Origin of the sequence: Streptomyces catenulae, from assembly GCF_000718015.1 — a bacterium.
Lineage (GTDB): Bacteria > Actinomycetota > Actinomycetes > Streptomycetales > Streptomycetaceae > Streptomyces > Streptomyces catenulae.
On sequence record NZ_JODY01000022.1, the window covers coordinates 127,554 to 147,827 of the forward strand.

Genomic DNA, 20,274 nt, shown 5'->3' on the forward strand with positions numbered 1-20,274 from the left:
TGGCGCGTCCGCCACACCAGCGATGAGGGGGAAATGATGCCGGAGAACCGGGCCACCACCGGAACCGCGTCCATGATCGGCCCATGGAGCGTGCCCCGCGGGCTTCCCGAGGAGAACGTGTCGGAGTCGCTGCTCGGCAGCGTCCGGCGCCGCTACATCCAGGACATACTCCGTATGCACAGTCGGCTCAGCTTCGGCCGGATGGCCGCGGAATTACACGCCGACGACGCGCTGCTGTACCGCTCGGACCACGGACAGGGCGTGGTCACCGTCGCGGCGCACACCGCGTCGATCCCCGAGCGGTACCTCCTGGGGCTGGCCGGGTTCCGGCTCACCGGATATCTCCAGGCCGGATTCGCCAGTGAGGACCTGGTCTTCGACCGGTCGCTGTTCTGCGAGCCGATACGGGATTTCCACCCCACCGACACCCACGTCATCACCACCGACACGGAGACCGGCCGCATCCTCGGCTATGTGGCGCTCGCCCACAGCACCGATCCGGCGCCCCGCCCGCTGGCCGCGCCGGACCGGCGCCTCTTCCCCTGCGAGGAGGCGCACGCCATCCGCCTCCACGAAGTGGTGCCGGAGACCACGGAGTTGCGCACGCACGACATCCGGGAGGTCAAGCGGCTCGTCCACGCGCACCAGGTGACCGACCGGACGCAGCGCCTACGGATCACGCTGGAGCTGCTGGCCGGGATCACCCTGGCCATCCGCGCGGAGAACGGCGCCGTCCGGATGCTGATCGGCGATGTGGAGGAGCACGTCGCGCTGCGCCACCTCGTCCTCCTCGGGCTCGACGTGCAGCTGCTGACCGGCACCACACCGGCGCTGAGCCCGCAGAACCTGATGCACCCCATGTATGTGACACGGGAGAAGGTGCTCCCGTTCTGCGCGTGGATCCCGGACGGCGAGACCGTCGACGAGCGCAGCAGACTCCTGGAGCAGGCGGTCGCGGCGGCTTCGCCGATCCGCGCGCTGCGGGGGCTGATGGCGGAGCTGTCCGGGTCGGTGCGCCACCGGGAGATCCTCGGGGAGGCGGCCGCATGAGGGCGGAGAGCGTCATCCCCGGGGAGTTCTACGCGGAGTTCACCGAGCGTAACCGCGGTTTCGTCCCCGACCGCATGCAGCAGGAGCTGTCCCGGGCGCGGGTCCTGATCGCCGGATGCGGTTCGACGGGCGGCGCCGCGGTGGAGCCGCTCACCCGCCTCGGGGTGCAGGACTTCGTCCTCGTCGACGTCGGCGAGTTCGAGCTGAACAACCTCAACCGGCAGCACGCGACCTTCGCCGACATCGGCAGCCACAAGGCGGAGGTGGCCGCCCGGCGGGTCACCGAGATCAACCCGCACGCCCGGGTGACGGTGGTGACCGACGGCGTCACCACGGAGAACGCCCGCCGTCTGGTGGAGAGCTGTGCCGTGGTCATCGACGGCGTCGACGTCACCGAGCGGTCCGGCTGGCGGGCGAAGTACGCGCTCCACGAGGCCGCGGCGCGCGCCCGGCGGCCGGTGCTGACCGGGTACGACATGGCGGGCACGCAGTACATCCGCTTCCACGACTACCGCAGGCCCGGGCTGCGCCCGTTCGACGGGAAGATCACCGCGGCCATGGTGGAGCGGACGATGGTGTGGTCGCTGCTGTTCAAGGCGATCCCGGTGCGCTTCATCCCGCTGGAGATGCTGCGCAACGCCCGGGAGCACCTGGGCGAGGAGGGGTACAGCGTGCCGCAACTCGTCTATGCGTCCCTGCAGTTCGGGGCGCTCAGCGCGCGGATGACGGCCGAGATCCTCGCCGGGAACCCGGTGCGCCGCCATGTCGTGGTGGACGTCCACCGGGCCACCCGGCGCACCGCGGACCGCTGGGGCACGGCGGTGCGGCGGCCGCTCACCCTCGTCGGTGGGCTGCGGGAGCTGGTCTCCCTGGCCCGGGCGGGCGGCTGAGCGTCCGTCCGGCGCCGCCGTCACCACCGCGGGCCCGTGTCCCCGATCCCGGGGGCGCGGGCCCGCACCCGTACCGGTGCGCCGTCCGGCCGTGTCACGCGGCGCCTTTGAGCAGGCCGGACAGGAGATAGCCGACGACCTGGGACGCCTCCCGACCGGCCTGTTCGTGGTCGTCGGCGAGGGCGAGGGAGGTGGCCGCCTCGCAGAGCGTTCCGAAGATCACCGAGCCCGCCATCGTGATCGAGACGTCCTGTAGTTCCCCGCGCGCCTTCAGCTCCTCCAGGAGGCCGAGGACCAGCGGGAGGGCGAGTTCGTCGTCGATCTCGCGGCAGCGGTGGACCCCGAGCACCCCGGCGGACTGCCGCAGCAGCGACCGCTTGCGCGCGTCGGTGACATAGCTGCCCAGGAAGCTCTCCACCGCGGTCGTCGCGACCTGCCAGGGCGGACGCGCGGCGCCGTCGCCGTCCACCGCGGTGGCCTCTTCCCGGACGTGCGCCAGCACTTCGCCCTGTCCGACGCGGAAGACCTCGTCGAAGATCGCCTTTTTGTCGGGGAAGTGGTGGTACACCGCCCCCTTGCTCACCCGTGCTGCGGTGGCGATGTCGTCGATGGACGTGGTGGCGAAGCCCTTCTCGGCGAAGAGCTCGGTGGCGGCGTCGAGCAGCGCCGCCCGCGTCAGCGCGGCGTATTCGGCACGCCGGGACTTGACTCCCATATGACCTCCAAGGATACTGACCGACTGAGAGTCACCGACTCTGAGTCGGTGAATGACTCGACGTCTGTCATTATCCCGCGTTCTGCCTGGCTCCTCCACAGTAAGGCTGCACATGACTGCGTACTCCCCGCCTCCACCGCCCCCCGGCGGCCTGGCAGCCCGGGCCTCCCGGTTCATCGGGAAGGCGCGCTGGCCCCTGCTGGCACTGTGGTTGCTCGCCCTGGCCGTCAGCGGCATCGGCGCCTCCACCATCGCCGACTCCCTGAGCGGCGGCGGCTGGTACGTCACGGGCTCACCCTCCGCCGAAGCCGCCCGGCACCTGGAGCACGGCTTCACCGGACGCGGCCGGACCACCGTCACCCTCGTCATCCACGACCAGCGGCACACCGCGGACAGCGCGCGGTTCGCCGAGCGGGCCCGCGGCGTCGCCCGGGACGTCGCAGCCGTGGACACCCTGAAGGTCACCGGCGTCCACGGCTGGACGACGCTCGGCGCGGACAACCGGAAGCCGTACACCGGCGACGACCACCGCACCGTCATCGACTCGCTCGCCCTCGACCTCGACGACGGCACCGCCCGGCGCGAACTGCCCAAGGTGCAGAAGGATCTGACGGACCGCTTCGACGCCCAGGGGATCCAGGTCTCCCTGGTGAGCCCGTCGTCCTTCTGGGGCGAGGTCAACACCCTCAGCCAGGACGGCCTCGCCAAGGCGGAGCTGATCACCATGCCGCTGATCGTGGTGATCCTGCTGCTGCTCTTCCGCAGCGTCGCCGCGGCCCTGGTCTCGCTCGCGGTGGGCGTCTCCGCCATCGTCTTCACGCTCGGCCTGCTGACACCGGTCGCCCAGCACTACGAGCTGTCGGTGTTCGTGGAGAACGCCGCCACCATGCTGGGGCTGGGCGTCGGCGTGGACTACTCACTCTTCATGATCACGAGGTTCAAGGAGCAACTGGCCAGGGGCGAGAGCGTCGACACCGCCGTCGCGGCCACCCTGCGCACCTCCGGACACACGGTCATCGCCTCCGGCGTGACCATCGTCCTGGCGATGTGCACGCTCTTCCTCATCGACCTCAACGTCATCTTCTCCCTCGCGCTCGGCGCCGCGGTCGTCGTCGCCTTCTCCGTCCTCTCCGCCGTCCTCTTCCTGCCGGTCCTGCTGCATCTGCTGGGACACCGGATCAACGCCGGGCGCGTACCGCTGCCCGGCCGCCGGGAGCGCCCGGAGTCCGCGGACGTCACCTCCAGCCCCTGGTACCGCATCGCCCTGCGGGTCATGGCCAAGCCGGTGCTCTTCCTCGGCGCGACCGGCATCGCCCTGCTCGCCCTGGCATCGCCCGCCGCACAGCTGCGCACCTTCTCGCCGGACGCCCGTATCCTCCCCGGCACCTCGCAGGTCCGGGTCGGCTACGACCACGTCCAGGACGCCTTCGGGGTCGGCACCACCTCGCCCGTCCAGGCCGTCATCACGTCGAAGAAGCCCCTCGACTCCGCCGCCGGGACCGATGCGCTGGCCCGGTTCGAGGCCCGGCTGGCGAAGCTCCCGCACGTCGAACGGGTCGATTCGGCGCTGCCCGCGCTGAAGGCGGTCTCCCCGCAGGCGCCCTTCGCGGCGCTCGCCCGGCCCGCCATGGACCGGCTGCCGGCCGACGCCCGCACCTCGATCCGGCACTTCGTCGCCGCCGACAACCGGACCGTCGTCTTCGAGGTCGTCCCGGACACCAAGGCGTCCAGCGACGCCGCGCGGCAGCTGCTGACCCGCGTCCAGGACGAGGCCGACAAGCTGCCCGCCTCCCTGGACTCCGTGATCGGCGGCGAGACGGCCGAGGGCATCGACGCCAACCGCGTCATCCAGGACGGCCTGCCGTACGTGATCATGGTGATGCTGGCCGCGGTCTACGTGGTCCTGCTGCTGACCTTCCGGTCGCTGCTGCTGCCGCTGAAGGCCATCGCCATGAACCTGCTGTCGATCGCCGCGACCTACGGCGTCCTCGTCCTGGTCTTCCAGCGCGGCTGGGGCACCGGTCTGCTCCACTTCGAGCAGACCAACTACCTGCAGAACTTCGTCCCCGTACTGCTGCTGGCGCTGCTCTTCAGCCTCAGTACCGACTACGAGGTCTTCCTCCTCGACCGAATACGCGAGGAGTACGTCGCCACCGGCGACAACACCACCTCCGTGGCCCGCGGGCTCACCCGCACCGCGCCGCTCATCTCGGGCGCCGCGCTGCTGATGGTCGCCGTCTTCGGCGCCTTCGGGTTCGCCGGGATCGTCCCCATCCAGCAACTCGGGTTCGGCATGGCGGTCGCCATCCTGCTCGACGCCACCCTGGTACGGCTCCTGCTGGTACCGGCGTCCATGCGGCTCATGGGCCGCTGGAACTGGTGGCTGCCCGGGCGGCGCACCCGGACCGGGCCCCCGCAGCCGCCGTCCGCGGAGGCTCCCGTACGTCCCGCACGAGAATCCGTCACGCGGTGACGGAGGGAGCGAGGTAGGAGATGGCTCTGCTGGCCTTCGCGCTGCTGGTCCTGGGGGTGTTCCTGGGCGCCGTCGCCCATCTCCCGCCGCCCGTCAGCATCGTCGCCGGGTCGCTGATCAGCGCGTGGCTGCTGGTCTTCCTGATACGTGAGCACCGTTCCGGACACCGTGAAGGAGATGTCTGACATGACGTCGGCCACCGTGGAGAAGACCGTCCCGGCGCGTCCCCTCGGCAGGCGGGCCGACACCCGGGAGGCCGACGGGATGGCCGTCGCCTCCTTCGTCCTCGGCCTTCCCGGGCTCCTGGTGGCCAATGTCTTCCTCGGGCCCGTCGCCGTCGTGCTCGCCGTCCTCGCCCTGCGGCGCGGGACGGCGCGGCGCGGGCGCGCCTGGTCCGGTCTGCTCCTCGGCGTCGCCGATGTCGCCGTCCTGGCGGCGCTGGTCACCGCGGGCGGGACGGTCTCATGGGATCTGTGACGGGCGGCGGCACCACAGCAGGGCGGCGGCGGTCAGCAGCACCGGCCACAGCAGATACGCGCCCGTCAGCGCGAGCAGTACGCAGATGAGCAGGAGGGAGACGACCGCGGCGGCCGTGCCCCAGCGGGTGTACGGGCGGAGGATGCGGGCACCGGCGGCCGAGCCGAGGGCGTAGACGGCGCCCAGGCAGGCGGTGGTGCTCAGCACCAGGGGCTGTACGGGGGTCCCGGTGAGGGTGGCGGCGAGGAAGACGGCGGCGGCGATCGCGGCGACCACGGCGAGGCTGCGGCGCGGGACGCCGCCCGGTTCGGCGCCGGTGCCCAGGGCGCGGGGCAGGGCGCCGTCGCGGGCCAGGGCGGCGCCGAGTTTGGCGGTCCCGGCGATGTAGGCGTTCATGGTGCCGAGGGTGGTGAGGATCGCGATCACCCCGGCGAGGACCGCGCCCAGCGGGCCGAACCCCAGCTCCAGCAGGGCGGCGAGGGAGGTCGCCGAGGTCCCGGCGGCGGCGCCGAGGGACAGCACCGTGACGGCGGCCAGTGCGAGGTAGAGGACGCCGATGGTGAGCAGTGCGGCGGCGGTGGCCCGTTTGATGTCACGGCGCGGGTGGGCGAACTCCGCGGACAGATGGGTGACCGTCTCCCAGCCGGTGAACGACCAGACGAGGAGCGCCGCGGCGGGGCCGATCGCCGACCAGCCGTGCGGGGCGAAGGGGTGCAGCCGCGCCGGGTCCGCGTGCGGGAGCGCCACCGCGATGCCGAGCACCAGCAGCAGCGCCAGCGCACCGGAGAGCAGGAGTTGGACGCGTCCGGAGACCCGTACCCCGAAGGCGTTGGCGAGGAAGCCCGCGAGGAGCAGGGCGGCGGCATAGCCGGTGGTCGCCGCGGGGCCGCCGCCGGTGCTGCGTTCCAGGTAGGACGCGCCGAAGAGGGCCAGCGCGGGGATGCCGACCGGGGCGCCGAGGTAGAACCACCAGCCGACGACGGTGGCGGCGCGGTTCCCGAACGCCCGCCGTACATAGGTCGACACGCCGCCCGGGTCGGGCTGCCGGGCGGCCAGGGCGGCGAAGGTCGCGGCGAGCGGCACCGACATCAGGACGAGCGCCGCCCAGGCCAGCAGCGACGCGGGACCGGCCGCCCGCGCGGTCAGCCCGGGGAGGGCGAGGACGCCGGTGCCCAGCACCGCCCCGACGTAGAGGGCGGTGCCCTGCGCGAGGTTGAGCCGCCCGGTGGGGGCCGGTCCTCCGGCCGGGGCGGGGGCCGCGGGGTGCGGTGGGCGGGGCGGTCGGCCCGGCTGGGCGGGGCGATTCCGGGGCGGGGTGGCGGGCGCCATTTCGGTCTCCTTCGTGTCGGCTTCACGCTAGGGCGCGCGCCTGCCGTCCCCACAGGGGAAGTTGAAGGAGTTCGGCGGCCTTCACCTGGGAAATTTCCGTATTCTTGGCCGATGGCTGAAGAGGTGAAAGCGGCGCTCGACGCGACCGATTGGCGGATCCTGGAGGAATTGCAGGCCCATGCCCGCATCACCTTCAGTGAGCTGGGACGACGGGTCTCCCTGACGCCTCCGGCGGTCACCGAGCGGGTGCGGCGGCTGGAGCAGTCCGGGGTCATCGAGGGGTATCGGACGCGGGTCAATCTGTCCGGGCTGGGACTGCCGATCCTGGCGATCGTCAACATCGTGTTCCCGGGCAGCAATTACCAGGAATACCTCCGCGTTTTCCGTGACTGCCCGGAGATTGTGGAGTGCCACCACGTGACCGGCAGCGACTGTTTCGTCGCCAAGGTGGCGGCCCGTTCGATGGGCCATCTCGAAGAGGTCACCGCGCGCATCACGAAGATCGGCTCGGTGTCGACGACGATCGTCTACTCGACGAATGTCAGCGACCGGGTGATCACACGCGAACTGGCCGAGCCCGGCCACCGCCCCCGGCCGCCCGTGCGCGTCGACGGGGGCGGGAGCGGTGGCCGGGCCCGGCCCGGGGAGATCACCTAGGGGTACGGGCCCGGTGCCGGGCCGTTGGTCACTCGTGGGCGCTGATCTCGCCCCCGGCGGTGAGGACGATGGAGACGCCGTTGGCGTCGACACCGGCGGCGTGCTCGTTCGCCTCCAGGGTGGCGTCGACCGATCCCTCGTGGCCGATGATCTCGGCGCGGAAGTGGAGTTCGCCGATCTTGGTGACCTTGGCCTGCCAGCCGCCCGCGAGGGTGAAGGTGCCCGGTCCCCGCTGGGCGCCGCCCTCCCAGGAGTGGACCTCGCCGCCCATCGTGAGCAGGACGTACATGCCGTTGAGGTCGACCGCGGCGTCGGAGTTCGCCGTCTTCAGCGTGGCCAGGACCTCGCTGCCGTGGACGATCTTGGCGCGGAAGTTCTGGTTGCCCAGGTCGTGGATCTCGGCCTTGCTGCCGTCCACCAGGGTCACGGTCTTGTCCGGGGCGCCCGCCTCGTCCGTGGCGGAGGCGCCGCCCGACCGGGTGGCCTCGGAGCCGGACCGGGTCTCGGTCGTGTGGTCGGCCCCGGCGCCGGAGCCCGCCTTGGCACCGGCGGCGGAGCCCGCCCCGCCGCTCTCGGCAGAGGCGGTCTGACCTGCGGGCTTCGTGGCGGCGGCGTCCGCGCCTGAGCAGGCGGTCAGGGTGAGCCCGGCGGCCACGGTCAGGGCGGCGAGGGCGACGCGCAGGGTGCGGCGGCGCGGGGTGTGGGCGTTCGTGCGGGCGTTCATGCGGGGTCCCCCCGGGGCGGGTCGGTGTCGTGCTCTCCTCGGTACGTCACCGACTCTGCCGGGGGCCGCTACCGCCTGACTGCCTCGTCACTAACACCCGGCTAACCACGCGGCGCCCGGCGGATCCCCTACGGGTCGCCGCGTCCCCGGCGCGGCACGGCGGGCCTCCCCTACGGGATCTACGGGTCCTCCGTCCGGCGTGTGGTGGCGAAGCGTTGGCGGTAGTGGGTCGGGGTGGTGCCCAGGTGGCGGGCGAAGGCGCGGCGGAGGGATTCATCGGTGCCCAGACCGCTGTGGCGGGCGGCGGCGGTGACGCTGTGGCCGTCGAGGAGGAGTTGCCGGGCGCGGTCGAGGCGGACGCGTTCGACCCAGCGGGCCGGGGTGGTGTCCAGGGTGGCGCGGAAGCGGCGGGTCAGCTGACGCGGGCTGACCGCCGCGGCGGCGGCGAGCGCCGGGAGGCTGTGGTCGGCGGCCGGATCGGCGAGAACGGACTCCAGGACCGGGCGGAGCAGATCGCCGCGGACCGGCGGGGTGTCGAGCGCCGCGGAGAACTGCGACTGGCCGCCCGGCCGGTGCAGGAAAACCACCATCTCCCGGGCGATGGCGCGAGCCACCTCCGCGCCGTGGTCCTCCTCCACCAGCGCGAGGGTCAGATCGATGCCCGCGCTGATGCCCGCCGAGGTGACGTACCGGCCGTCGCGGAGGTGGAGCGCGTCCGGCTCGACGCGGACCCGCGGGTGGCGGCGGGCGAAGGCGGCGGCGTGCCGCCAGTGGGTGGTGGCGCGGCGGCCGTCCAGCAGGCCCAGACCGGCGAGGACGAAGGCGCCGGTGCAGACGGAGGCGATGCGGGCCGCCCCCGGGGCGAGCGCGCGGACAGTCGTCAGGAGGGCGTCGTCGGGCGGCTCCTCGACGAGGCGGTCGCCGCCCGCGACCAGCACGGTGTGGACCGGCCCGGCCTCCTGTGCCGTGACGGTGCCGGTCAGCGCCGGTCCGGCGGCGGTGGTGACCGGGCCGCCGCCGGGCGCGACCAGCACCATGTCGTACGGGTACCCGAGGCGGCCCGCCTGGTGGAGTACCTCCGACGGGCCACTGACGTCGAGGAGGGTCACCCCGTCGAAGACGACGCACGCCACCCGGAGCGGTGCGGCCGCACCCCGGCGGGATGTCCGAATCTGTGGTTCATCCGACCGTGAGGACATGGCACCAGGGTAGGGAGCGGGGCGAATCTGGGGGAAGCGGAAGAGAGGACGCAGCCATGAGCACATCGATCGCAGGGGTACGGATCCCGGACAGCGCGCTGGCGCGGGAGGCCACCGAGCTGGTGCGGGAGGCGGCGACGCCGCTGGTCTTCGACCATTCGCGGCGGGTGTTCCTCTGGGGCACACTGCGCGGCCGGGAGCAGGGGCTGACGGTCGACCCGGAGCTGCTGTACGTCGGGGCGATGTTCCACGATCTGGGGCTGACCGCGCGCCACCGCCGGACCGACCAGCGCTTCGAGATCGACGGCGCCGACGAGGCCCGCCGGTTCCTGCACGCCCACGGCATCACCGGCGAACCGGCCGACCGGGTCTGGACCGCCATCGCACTGCACACCACGCCCGAGATCCCGCTCCACATGGCGCCGGAGATCGCGCTGGTCACCCGGGGTGTGGAGCTGGACGTCCTGGGCATCGGCTACCACGCCGTATCGGACGAGGAGCGGGCCGCGGTGGTCGCGGCGCACCCCCGGCCGGACTTCAAGAACGGCATCCTCGCGGCGTTCACCGAGGGCATCAAGGACCGTCCGGAGACCACGTTCGGCAATGTGAAGGCGGATGTGCTGGCGCACTACGTGCCCGGGTTCGTGCGCGGGGACTTCGTCGAGGTGATCAAGGGCTCCGACTGGCCGGAGTGAGCCCGCACCGCCCGGCTCCCCCGGCCCGGCGCCCCGCCCGGGCCGACCGGGCGGGCGCCGCTCAGCTCCCCCCGTTGATCTCCGCCCGCTCCACCGCGCACTCCGTCATGTCCCACTTGCCGAGGATCTTCCCGTAGGTGCCGTCCTCGATGAGCCGGTCCAGGGAGACGCGGACGGCGTCGCGGAGGTCCGGTTGGGACTTGGCGACGGCGATGCCGAGGGGGCGCGGGGCGATCTGTCCGCCGGTGGTGACGAGGGCGGTGTGGACGACGAGGGCACGGACCGCGGCGGGGTACTCGTCGAGGCAGGCGTCGGAGCCGCCCTTGAGGACGTCGGTGTACGCCTCCTCCGCCGTGGCGAACGTACGGACCTTCGGCTTCCGGGGGCCGAGTCCGGCGAGATGCTCGCGGGCGGCCGAGCCCTGCTGCACGGCGACCACCTTGCCGGTCAGATCGTCGAGCCCCTTGACCGTCGCGCGGGCGGCGCGGGGGACAACGAGGGCGAAGCCGGAGCGGAGGTAGTCGACGAGGTCGACGCCGCTGGGCGCGGCGTGGGGGCCCCGCTGCCGGTCCTCGGTGTCGGCGAGGGCGGAGATCACCAGGTCGTAGCGGCCCGAGGCGAGCCCGGGCAGCAGCGCGCCGAAGGAACCGTTCGAGATCTTGACCTCGATGCCCAGATCGCGCCCGAGGGCGCGTGCCAGCTCGATGTCGAGCCCGGCGGGCCTGCCCTCCTTGACGAACCCCATCGGCGCGTAGCTGAGGTCGGAGCCGACGACGAGCCGCCCCCGGTCACGGATCCCGGCCGGCAGCCCGGCCCTCGGGGAGCGGCCGGACGACGGCTTCCGGCCGGGCGGGGTGGCGCCGACGGACGGATCCCGGCCCGCCTCCCCCGCGGGCCACAGGAACCAGGTCAGGGCGCCGACACCGACGGCCGACAGCCCGGCCAGCGCACCGCGGCGGGTACGGCCACCGCCACCGGGGCGCCCACCGGGAGCCGTCTCGCCCGTCTGCCCCGTGTCCCCCGTCTCCCCCGGGGGCGGCATGACCGGCGCCGGACCGTACCGGCCCTGCGGGGGCGTCGGGGCAGCGGCCGGAACCGCGGCGGGCGCGGTGGGGAGCGCGTGGGGCGGGGCGGCGGCGCCCCAGGGGGCGGCGGGTGGTGTGGCGGCCCCGGGGGCGAGCGGGTTCGGGGTGCGGTCCGTACCGTCCGGCCCCGGCCGCCGGGGGTCGCGCAACCGGTCGGAGAGGCTGCGGAGTTGCGCCGTGACCGGCTCCGGGAGCCAGTTCCCGTACGGGCCGGGGGCGCCGACGCGCGCCGCGAGGTCCGCCACCGCGGGCCGCCGCTCCGGCTCCTTCACCAGACAGGCCGAGGCCAACGCCCGCAGGGATTCGGGGAGTCCGTCGAGCCGGGGCTGTTCGTGGACGGTGCGGTACATCAGGATCTGCGGTTCGGCGCTCCCGTACGGGCCGCTGCCGGTCGCCGCGTGGACGAGGACGCCGCCGAGGGCGAAGACATCGGCGGCGCCGGTGATCTCGCCGCCGGAGAGGGTGAGTTGCTCGGGCGCCATGAAGCCCGGCGTGCCGAGGGCGGCGCCGGTGGCGGTCAGGGCGGTGTCGGTGGCGGAGTGGGCGATACCGAAGTCGATGACCCGCGGCCCGTCGGCGGTGAGCAGGATGTTCGACGGCTTGAGGTCCCGGTGGACCAGCCCCTGCGCATGGACCGCGGCGAGCGCCTGGAGCAGCCCGGCGGTCAGCGCCCGCACGGTGGGCACCGGCAGCGGCCCGGTGTCGTGCACGGCGTCGCTGAGCGAGACACCCGGTACGTACTCCGTCGCCATCCAGGGGATCTCGTCGTGCGGCGCCGCGTCGACGACCGGCGCCACGAACGCCCCGCCGACCTGCCGCGCCGCCGCCACCTCCCGCGCGAACCGCTTCCGGAACCCGCGGTCGTCGGCGAGTTCGGCCCGCGCGGTCTTCACCGCCACGGTCCGCCCGTCCGCCCCGCGCCCCAGATAGACCCGCCCCATCCCGCCGCCCCCGAGCAGCCCGACCATCCGGAACGGCCCGATCTGCCGCGGATCCCCCATACCCAGCGGCCGCACCGCTTCCCCCTACCTGTGGCGTCAGTTGCGTAGGCAGTATCGCGGACGGGGTGGGGCGGGGGCACACGGGAACGGGCCCCACCGCGATCGGTGGGGCCCGTCAACTGCCGTGGCGCGGTCAGCCGAAGCCGGGGGTGTGCGGGTCCCGCGGCCCGCCCTCGTGGGGAGGCTCGGGCCGGTCCGCGGCTTCCGGGGTGTCCTGGCTGTCGGCGTCCGCGGGCGGCATGGCCCAGACGCGGCGGGGCGCGGCGGGCGGTTCGGCCGGAGGCGCCGCCGGTCCGCCGTCGGCCGGTTCGGACCGGTCGCCCCACCACAGGGGGTTCCCGGACGGCGGAGTGCCGTTCATGGGCGGGGCGGCGTCGGCTTCCGGGGTGTGCCCGGTCACCACCGTGCCGTTCGGCGGCGGCGCGTATCCGCCGTCCGGGGACTGCTCCGGCGGCATTCCGTAGCCGCGCCGGGGGTCGTGGTCCGCGGGGCGGGGGTCGCCCGGCCGGTCGGGGGCGTCGAACGGGGACGGTTGCGGGGCCGGGCCCTGGCCGCCGTCAGGGGTGTTCTCGGGCGCGGCGTGCGGGGTGGCCGCCCGGTCTTCGGCGGTGGGCCCGTTGTCGGCGCCGTACCCTCCGCCGGTGTCGGCCGGGTGGGCGTCGGCGAACCGTCCTTCGTGGGTCTCCTGCCCCGTGTACCCGTCACCGGGGCGGTCGTCGAACGGGGGCGCGGGGGCCTCCTCGGAGACGTGCCCGGGGCCCTCGGCGGCTCCCCGGTCCGGGAATCCGAAGCCGTGCGGTGTGCCGTCCGCGGGGGCGCCGGCAGCAGGGTCACCGGGGCGGCCGTCCGGCGTCCGGTCCTCGTCCGTGGGTGCGGTGGGGTGGTCGGTCCGCTGTGCGGAGGGGGCGGTGAACGGCGGCTGGGCCTCGGAGGGCGGGCAGTGACGGGCGTTGAGGCGCTCCCTGATCTGTTCCGCCTGCTCGGGCAGGCCGGCGGCCTCGGTGATGCCGGCGATGCGGTATACGTACGTATCGCGCTTCGTATCCCCTTCCTTCAGGCCGAGTTCGTCGAGCAGTTGGGAGATGCGGTCCACCACATCGAGATCCGGAGCCGCGGCGGGCGCCTCGTACGGGTGCGGCTCCCCCGATGTGCCCGCCGTGAACCGGGCCCCCTCGTCCGCGCCGCCCGGAACGGCGGAGCCCCGGCCCGGGTCGAACGGTGACTGGTCCGCCTCCGGCATGGGGGTCCGGAACGTGTACTCCGTGTCGTCGACAGTTTCCGCGTCGTCCGGCACGTACATGGCGGCCCGGTAGGACTCACGGTCCGGGTACCCGGCGACGACGTGCCGGAACGGTTCGGGGATCTCGGTGTCGTTCGCGGCGGCCGACAACTGGGCGAGCGGGCCGATCATGTTCACCGCGTCCTTGACCCGCTCGTCGTGGCGGGTCAGCCACCACACGACGGCGCTGCCGGGCGTCTTGAGCACCTCGTCGCCCAGGTAGGCGCGCCGATTGCGTTCGAAGTCGCGGTGGCGCTCCCAGTCGTCCTCCTCCTTCCGGAGTTGGGCCAGCTTCTCCAGCCGGACACGGTCGTCCTCGTCCAGGGTCAGGCTGATCCCGTCCGCGAGAACGGTGATCCGGTCCGAGGAGTCCGTACGTCGGCAGCCGATCTCGCCCTGCAGCCGGTGGTGGGCGGTCTCCCAGCGCTCGGGGGCCTCCTGGCCGACGACCGCCTGGGCCAGGGACAGCACGGTGGACTCCGCCAGGTCCGCGAGGCCGGGTTGCGCGGGACCCGCGTCACCATGGAGCGGTCGCCACCACACCGTGGCCGAGAAGACGAAGGTGTAGTCCGGACGCGCGCTGGCCAGCCGGACGCGCTCCAGCCGCCGTTCGTTGAAGGGCGGTTCGACCGGCGCCGTGGGTCCGGTCGCGAAGGGCGAGGCCCCGGGGCCGGTCACGAAGGACGGCGAGACGGGTTCCGCCACGGGCGACGGATCGGGGCCGTACGGGTCGGCCCGCCGCTCCGCGTCGGTGGACTGGTACACCACCAGCAGGGACAGCAGCGCCACCAGCGCCAGCGCCGGGAAGACGGTCACCCAGCCGGGCCAGCCGAGCTGCAGTCCGAGCAGGACGGGCACGGAACCGCCGAGCAGGACGAGAAGGATGGGAACGGTCTTGCTTCGGAACGTCATCGGGGTTCTCCCTGGGAGGCGCCGGGGCGATCGGTCGTGAAGTCCAGGCCCTGCGCGGCGTCGATCTTCTGTCGGATCCCGGCGGCGATCGTCTGCCGGGCTGCGCGGTCGCGCGGCGTCGGAGCGGCCGCGGTCCAGTCGCAGGTCATGACGTAGAGGTGGTTCAGGACGCCCGGATCGCCGTCGGCCGCGCGTATCAGGGCGTCCGGCGCACGGTGCCAGTCCCGCCGCTCGTGCACCGCCGTGAAGAGCGCGAACGCCAGCGGCTTCCAGACCGCCGGGGAATCGGAGCGGGCCAGCACCGCCCGCCAGGCGTCCCGGAGGGACGTCCTGTACGGGCAGAAGCCGAGCCGGGCGGGGTCGATCAGGTCGCGCAGCAGCCGGAACTTCCGCTTCTCGTCGCCCCGCCGCACGGTCAGCAACCGCTCGACGAGGCGCGCGTGGAGGCGGCGGCTGCCGCGCACCAGGCCCAGGAGGTCGTCCCACGCCACATCGGCCTCCTCGCCGGGACGGAGCGCCAGATGGTGCAGGCGTACCAGTGCCTGGTCGGGGTGGGTGGCGGCGAGGGTCTGTCGGCAGACGCGGGTCACGACGCGGGCGAGGGCGACGCTGAGGTGGGGGCCCGTCACCCACTGGTAGATCCGGTAGCGGATACGGGCGGCGTGCCGTGAGTGGCCCAGACCCTGTTCGAGGAGGGCGGCGGCCTCCGCCTCCATTCCGTCGGAGACGGTCCACTCCTCGACCACGGACCAGAGGTCGTGGGGACGGTCGACGACGAGGCACTGTTCGGCGAAGCGCGCCGCCAGGCGTTCCCGGTCGCGTCCGGTGAGGCCGGGGAACCGGGCCACCTTCACCACCCAGTTCCTCAACTCCTGCCGCAGATCGGGATAGTTGACCCAGAAGTGCAGGCGCACCGCCCCGTCGTAGGCGAGCTTCGCGAAGCGCACCCGGCCGTCCTCCTCCCGCCGGACCCCCAGGGCGTCCAGCCGCTCGCCGAGCCCGGGCCGGGCGAGCAGCGGAGTCCCTTCGTCCTCGTGGCCGAGCCCCCGGAGGAGTTCGGCCGCGCCCTGGTGCACGGCGTCGGCGGGGACGTCGCTGAGCATGGCGGCGGAGAGCAGCAGAGCCCGTTCCGGTACGTGTTGGAGCTTCTGCACCTGCTCGGTCACCTCTTCCGGCCGCCTGGTGACCGCGGCGAGCGCCTCGGCGCACCAGCCGGGGAAGCTGCCCTTGCGCCCGGCCCGTTCGCGGGCGCGCCGCACCAGGTCCGCGAAGTCGAAGATCTCCCGCATCGACGACTCATGGACCAGATGCTTGAGCTTCGGTGTCTCCAGGCTCCGCCGCTCGACGTCGATGCCGTTCCGCCGGAGATGCAGGGCGAGAGCCCGCACCCCGTCAGGGCGGCCCAACTCGACGGTCAGCGAGGCCAGATCCGGGCGCAGCTGGTGCCTGAGACCGGTGGGCAGCACCACGGCCATCCACGCGCCGCGTTCCCACACCTTCTCCTGGCGGACGACCAGGCGTTGCTGGGCGTCCCGGTAGGAGTCGTCGGAGGTGGCGGAGAGGTCGAGCAGGAAGCGGTCCCCCCGGGCGATGTCGGGGACGTCCTCGTCCCCCTCCTGTCCGGCGGGCAGTTCCTCGAACGGGCTGTCCGGGGTGCCCAGCCGGTGGAGCAGCACGGTGGCCGCGGTCCGCAGCCCGACGCCCTCCGGGCCGTCCAGCAGGACGGTGCTTCCCGGTTTGGCCAGCCGGTCGACGGCTCCCCCGAAACCGGCCGGTGGGGCGAACCGCCGGCTCAGCCAGGCGCGGTGTTCCCGGGCGACCGTCAGCGGGTCTTTGGGAGCTTCCCCCGCCTGTGCCGGGCCGCCGCCGAGGGGCGCGTAGAAATGGTTGTGCTGATCGCCGGGCGCCGCCTGGACCGGACCCAGTGATTCCCTGATCCAGGTGGCGCTGTCCCCCTCGCTCACCTGTCACTGTCCTCGGATGCGCGGCGGTTGTCGTGGTGGGAGCCGATGGTGCCGGTGGTGCCGAAGTGGCTCCCGGTGATGAGAGGCCCGCCGGACACCTCGCCCTCGACACGAGTCTGATCCCCCGCGACGTGGGTGCCACCGACCGGTCCGGAGACATCGCCCGCGACATAGTTCGCACCGTTCCCGGAGATCTGCGGGGCGTGCTGGGTGCCGTTTCCCGTCTGGAGGGGCCCCTCCGACCTGCCGATGTAGGTGCCGCGGAAGTCACGGCCCACGCCGCCGATGCCGATGTCCCGGCCTTCCACCCGGTTGCCGCCGCCCACGTCGCCCGCGTCCCGGGCGTCCTCCTCGCCCTTGTGCCGGTCGTTCTCTGCGAGATGCGGGACCAGTTCGGCGATGTCGTCACCGATGCGCTGGAGCCCGGCGTTGTGGTCTCGGTGGTACAGCCGCCGGTACTGGCAGTCCGCGAGCCAGGCGAGGGCCTTCGGCAGCTCCGAACGCTGCAGCCGGAGCGTGTCGCCGACCAGGACCGGGATGACCTGCGCCGCATCGGACGCCTCCAGGAGTTCCCGGCGCGTCCAGTCCTCGGGGACGTCCAGCGCCCGCCTGCCGTCCTTGGCCCGCGCCGTCAACCAGTCCGGCCCGATCACCGCCAGCAGGACATGGCAGCGGCGCGCGGCGGCGACCAGTTCCTTCCGGAAGTTCTGGCCCGCGTCGATGGACTTGCTGGCGCGGAAGACCTGGTCGGTGCCGAAACGCTGCGAGAGATAGAGGTCGAGCGTGGCGGCGGTGGCCTCTTCGTCCTTGGTCCGGTAGTTGATGAAGACGTCGTCCATGGCGGTGTTCTCTTTCCTGTGCGGTGCTCTGCGGGTGTGGTCCGTCGTGGGTCGGCGGACCGGGTCGGTGACGGATCGGGGAAAGATCCGGGTTCGGTGGGCGCCGGGTGTCCGGGCGCGGCGGCACGGACCGCTGACGGCGGACGGGTCCGGTACGGAGGCCGAAGGCTCGTCGGCGTCGCCGTACGGCCGCGGGGCGTGCCTCTCCCCTACGGGCAGGCGTCATCGCCCTCGCGCGGCGGAGGGAACAGGCGGGGTGTGCCGCCCGGCGGCGGGAGGCCGGGCGGGGCGGCCGTCAGGGCCGGGTGAGGGCGAGCGCTCTGGACAGCGCGGGTTGCAGCTCGCGTACGGCGCGGAGGGTACGGAACCGGGCCAGCTCCCTGGCGAGGTTGCGGACGTCCGTGGTCACGGTGGCGGAGCGCGCGGTCACCGTCAGATCGAGCAGTTCGGACGCGATCTCGCAGGCGCGCTCGACCTCACCGGCCGCGGCGTGCGCCCGCGCGCGGCGGAGGCCGTAGCGGGTACGGGAGCGCAGGGCGTGGTCCGGGATGCGCAGGCACTCCCGGTCGAAGACCTCGGCGGCCTCGCGCGGTCGTCCCAGGTCGAAGAGGCACCAGCCGGTGACCATGGCGGCGGGGTCGGTGAGGTGCGAGGTGCCGATCACCGGGTCGGCGCCGGTGCGGGCGGGCGCCGCGGCGAACAGTGCGCGGGCCCGGTCGAGGCTGAGCAGACAGGCCCGCTCGTCACCCGCGAGCGCATGGCCCTGGGCCTCCCGCTGCGCGGCCAGCCCCCGGATGCGGGACGGCAGCCGCTCGGACTGCGCGCGGCCCGCGAGCGCGACGGTCTGCGCCGCGTCGTGGTCGTAGAAGGCCACCAGTGCCTGCCGGACCAGGGCGTACGACGACAGGTCCCGGTCGCCGCCCGCCTCCGCCAGGTCGACGGCCTTGGCGGTCCAGTCGAGTGCGGCGCGGTTGTCGCCGCTCTCCTGCGCCATCCAGCCGGTGTAGTTGGCGAAGTGCGCCGCGAGGACGAGGAGTTCGGCGCCGTCGGAGGAGCTCTGGGCGACCGCGAGGCGGGCGACGGTGCGGGTCTGTGCCCCGAGCAGGTCGAGCAGGGTGCCCGGGTCCGCGCTCTGCCCCAGGCGGCGCATCTGTTCCAGCTGCACCCGGAAGGGGTCGGCGAGCGAGATGTCCGCGGGCCGTGCGGAACCGGCGCCGGACGGGAAGTTGTAGCCGATCAGTGAGGCCGCACCGGCGGTGAGCAGACCGCGTCGGCCGAGGGGCCGGTCGGGCAGCGGTAACGCCTCGGTGAGGTCGGGTGGTTCCTCCTCGGCCAGTTCCTGAAGCCGTCCGGCGGCCCGGAACAGGGCGTCGCAGCGGCGGGCCAGCGCGACGGAGGGGCGCTTCTCCCCGCGCTCGATGCGGCTGAGGTGGCTCCGGCTGTAGTTCGTCTCCCGCGCCAGATCGTGCAGCGTGCGTCCGGCCTGCTCCCGCAGGCGGCGCAGTTCGCCCCCGAAGGTGGGGTTCATGGGCATGCCAAGTCCTCTCGTCGCGGCGCACGCGTCGGCAGTTCCGGGTGGGGTCGGAGCGCGATTTCCGCTCCACCACGAGCTTGGCACGCGAAGAGAGCCCCGCACGGCAATCCGGACGTGTTGTCCGTTGCCTCTTTCCGGTAGCCGGACGCGAAACGGCGAGCCGGACCGGCCCCGTACAGCGGCCACGGGCCGCGGCCGGAATCCGCGGGGACCGTTGCGTGCGGTCTTGCCGCGCTTGCGGTGCGCACGTATCCCGGAAGGCCGAACATCCGCTCGGAACGGGCGAGTTGGCGCGATCCCTGCCCCTGGATCCCGCCCCCGGAGGCGGCCCGTCGCCGTACGGAAACGACACCGCCCGCCCGGCCCCAGGCCGGACGGGCGATGCGCATGCCGCGGCAGCTCACCCCTTGCCAGCCGCCTCCTTCAGTGCCTCCCTCAACGCCACGTTCAGTTCCAGGACGTTGACTCGGGGTTCGCCGAGGAAGCCGAGGGTGCGGGGGGTGGTGTGGGTGGTGACCAGGCGGGTCACCTCGGGGACGGGGAGGTGGTTGCGGGCTGCGACGCGGTGGATCTGGAGGGTGGCGTAGGCCGGGGAGATGTCGGGGTCGAGGCCGGAGGCGGAGGAGGTCACCGCGTCGGCGGGGACGGCCGAGGGCTCGGGGGTGTAGCCGGGGACGGTGTTGTCGGCGAGGACCTTGGCCTTCGCCGCCTTGACGGACTTGATGAGGTCGGGGTTGTCGCCGGACAGGTTGGTGGCGCCGGAGACCTGGAGCCGGTACCGCGTGTTGAGCGTGTTCTCGCCGAGGCCGTCGGAGGGGCGGGGCTGGAACCAGCGCAGGTCGGGGGCGGCGGTGGACGCGCCCTTCGTCAGCGGCAGGTCGTAGCGCTGGCCGATGAGGGAGGAGCCGACGACCTTGCCGTCGCTGCGGAGTTCGGAGCCGTTCGCCTGGTGCGGGAAGAGGCCCTGGGCGAGGCCGGTGACGGCGAGGGGGTAGAGGACGCCGCACAGCACGGTGAGGGTGAGCAGGGCGCGGAGGGCCGCGCCGGTGAGGCGGGCGGTGTTGGCCAGGGAGGTGTTCATGGTGGGCGTCACCCGATGCCAGGGATGAGGGTCAGGAGCAGGTCGATGAGCTTGATGCCGAGGAAGGGCGTGATCAGGCCGCCGAGCCCGTAGAGGGCGAGGTTGCGGCGGAGCATGCGGTCCGCGCTCATCGGGCGGTAGCGGACACCCTTCAGGGCGAGCGGGACCAGCGCGACGATGACGAGGGCGTTGAAGATGACCGCCGACAGGATCGCGGACTGCGGCGACGTCAGGCCCATGATGTTGAGCTTGTTCAGGCCCGGGTACACGACCGCGAACATCGCGGGGATGATCGCGAAGTACTTGGCGACGTCGTTGGCGATGGAGAAGGTGGTCAGGGCGCCGCGGGTGATCAGGAGTTGTTTGCCGA

General features: G+C 73.2%; 17 protein-coding genes and 1 pseudogene. 7 read left to right on the forward strand and 11 right to left on the reverse strand.

Going from position 1 to position 20,274, the window contains the following annotated elements; all coding sequences use genetic code 11:
* Positions 1-33: 33 nt before the first annotated feature.
* Positions 34-1,050: a hypothetical protein gene (locus IF23_RS0120030; RefSeq protein WP_030285555.1), complete on the forward strand. Its 1,017-nt coding sequence runs from the start codon at positions 34-36 to the stop codon at positions 1,048-1,050.
* The gene (locus IF23_RS32175) at positions 1,047-1,940 is read left to right on the forward strand and encodes a HesA/MoeB/ThiF family protein (RefSeq protein WP_051739728.1); all 894 of its coding nucleotides are present in this window, start codon (positions 1,047-1,049) and stop codon (positions 1,938-1,940) included. Before IF23_RS0120030 ends, IF23_RS32175 begins: the two co-directional genes overlap by 4 nt.
* Before the next feature lie 94 nt (positions 1,941-2,034).
* On the opposite strand, the gene IF23_RS34095 is transcribed toward IF23_RS32175, so the two are convergent.
* Complete coding sequence (locus IF23_RS34095) at positions 2,035-2,655, reverse strand: TetR/AcrR family transcriptional regulator (RefSeq protein ID WP_030285559.1); 621 nt, start codon at positions 2,653-2,655, stop codon at positions 2,035-2,037.
* Between the two features lie 112 nt (positions 2,656-2,767).
* On the opposite strand from IF23_RS34095, the gene IF23_RS0120045 reads away from it, so the two are divergent.
* The 3 genes from IF23_RS0120045 to IF23_RS0120055 are packed head-to-tail and all read left to right on the forward strand — an operon-like array spanning position 2,768 to position 5,605.
* Positions 2,768-5,128, forward strand: a complete 2,361-nt coding sequence (locus tag IF23_RS0120045) for an MMPL family transporter (protein ID WP_169750014.1) — start codon at positions 2,768-2,770, stop codon at positions 5,126-5,128.
* 20 nt (positions 5,129-5,148) lie between these two features.
* Positions 5,149-5,313, forward strand: coding sequence for a hypothetical protein (locus IF23_RS34485; RefSeq protein WP_169750015.1), 165 nt, complete (start codon positions 5,149-5,151; stop codon positions 5,311-5,313).
* 1 nt (position 5,314) lies between these two features.
* Positions 5,315-5,605, forward strand: coding sequence for a DUF4190 domain-containing protein (locus tag IF23_RS0120055; protein ID WP_245655037.1), 291 nt, complete (start codon positions 5,315-5,317; stop codon positions 5,603-5,605).
* Here the strand turns inward: IF23_RS0120055 and IF23_RS0120060 are convergent.
* Complete coding sequence (locus IF23_RS0120060) at positions 5,591-6,934, reverse strand: APC family permease (protein WP_078654106.1); 1,344 nt, start codon at positions 6,932-6,934, stop codon at positions 5,591-5,593. The genes IF23_RS0120055 and IF23_RS0120060 overlap by 15 nt on opposite strands.
* 111 nt (positions 6,935-7,045) lie before the next feature.
* Here IF23_RS0120060 and IF23_RS0120065 point away from each other — a divergent pair, with 111 nt between their 5' ends.
* Positions 7,046-7,591, forward strand: coding sequence for a winged helix-turn-helix transcriptional regulator (locus tag IF23_RS0120065; RefSeq protein WP_078654107.1), 546 nt, complete (start codon positions 7,046-7,048; stop codon positions 7,589-7,591).
* Between the two features lie 28 nt (positions 7,592-7,619).
* Here the strand turns inward: IF23_RS0120065 and IF23_RS0120070 are convergent, their stop codons facing one another.
* Together IF23_RS0120070 and IF23_RS0120075 are read right to left on the reverse strand one after the other, a co-directional pair.
* Entirely contained in the window at positions 7,620-8,315 is a 696-nt protein-coding gene (locus IF23_RS0120070) for a hypothetical protein (RefSeq protein WP_030285568.1), read from the reverse strand.
* Positions 8,316-8,494: 179 nt separating this feature from the next.
* Entirely contained in the window at positions 8,495-9,514 is a 1,020-nt protein-coding gene (locus IF23_RS0120075) for a GlxA family transcriptional regulator (protein ID WP_078654108.1), read from the reverse strand.
* Positions 9,515-9,570: 56 nt separating this feature from the next.
* Between IF23_RS0120075 and IF23_RS0120080 the strand changes: the two genes are divergently transcribed.
* Complete coding sequence (locus IF23_RS0120080; protein WP_030285573.1) at positions 9,571-10,209, forward strand: HD domain-containing protein; 639 nt, start codon at positions 9,571-9,573, stop codon at positions 10,207-10,209.
* A gap of 61 nt (positions 10,210-10,270) precedes the next feature.
* Here the strand turns inward: IF23_RS0120080 and IF23_RS34100 are convergent, their stop codons facing one another.
* From IF23_RS34100 to IF23_RS0120115, 7 genes and pseudogenes are all read right to left on the reverse strand, one after another.
* The gene (locus tag IF23_RS34100) at positions 10,271-12,310 is read right to left on the reverse strand and encodes a protein kinase domain-containing protein (RefSeq protein WP_078654109.1); all 2,040 of its coding nucleotides are present in this window, start codon (positions 12,308-12,310) and stop codon (positions 10,271-10,273) included.
* A gap of 118 nt (positions 12,311-12,428) precedes the next feature.
* On the reverse strand, positions 12,429-14,486 hold the full coding sequence (locus tag IF23_RS32185) for a hypothetical protein (protein ID WP_051739731.1): 2,058 nt from the start codon (positions 14,484-14,486) through the stop codon (positions 12,429-12,431).
* Positions 14,483-16,450 carry a hypothetical protein gene (locus IF23_RS0120095; RefSeq protein WP_051739732.1) on the reverse strand — a complete coding sequence of 656 codons (1,968 nt, stop codon included), beginning with the start codon at positions 16,448-16,450 and terminating at the stop codon, positions 14,483-14,485. The genes IF23_RS32185 and IF23_RS0120095 overlap by 4 nt, the downstream gene beginning before the upstream one ends.
* Positions 16,447-17,289, reverse strand: a complete 843-nt coding sequence (locus IF23_RS0120100; protein WP_051739733.1) for a toll/interleukin-1 receptor domain-containing protein — start codon at positions 17,287-17,289, stop codon at positions 16,447-16,449. Before IF23_RS0120100 ends, IF23_RS0120095 begins: the two co-directional genes overlap by 4 nt.
* A 295-nt stretch (positions 17,290-17,584) precedes the next feature.
* Positions 17,585-18,823 carry a helix-turn-helix transcriptional regulator gene (locus IF23_RS0120105; protein ID WP_030285583.1) on the reverse strand — a complete coding sequence of 413 codons (1,239 nt, stop codon included), beginning with the start codon at positions 18,821-18,823 and terminating at the stop codon, positions 17,585-17,587.
* Between the two features lie 400 nt (positions 18,824-19,223).
* On the reverse strand, positions 19,224-19,904 hold the full coding sequence (locus IF23_RS0120110) for a potassium-transporting ATPase subunit C (protein WP_030285585.1): 681 nt from the start codon (positions 19,902-19,904) through the stop codon (positions 19,224-19,226).
* Positions 19,905-19,912: 8 nt separating this feature from the next.
* A pseudogene (locus tag IF23_RS0120115) lies at positions 19,913-20,274 on the reverse strand (potassium-transporting ATPase subunit B); the annotation flags it as partial.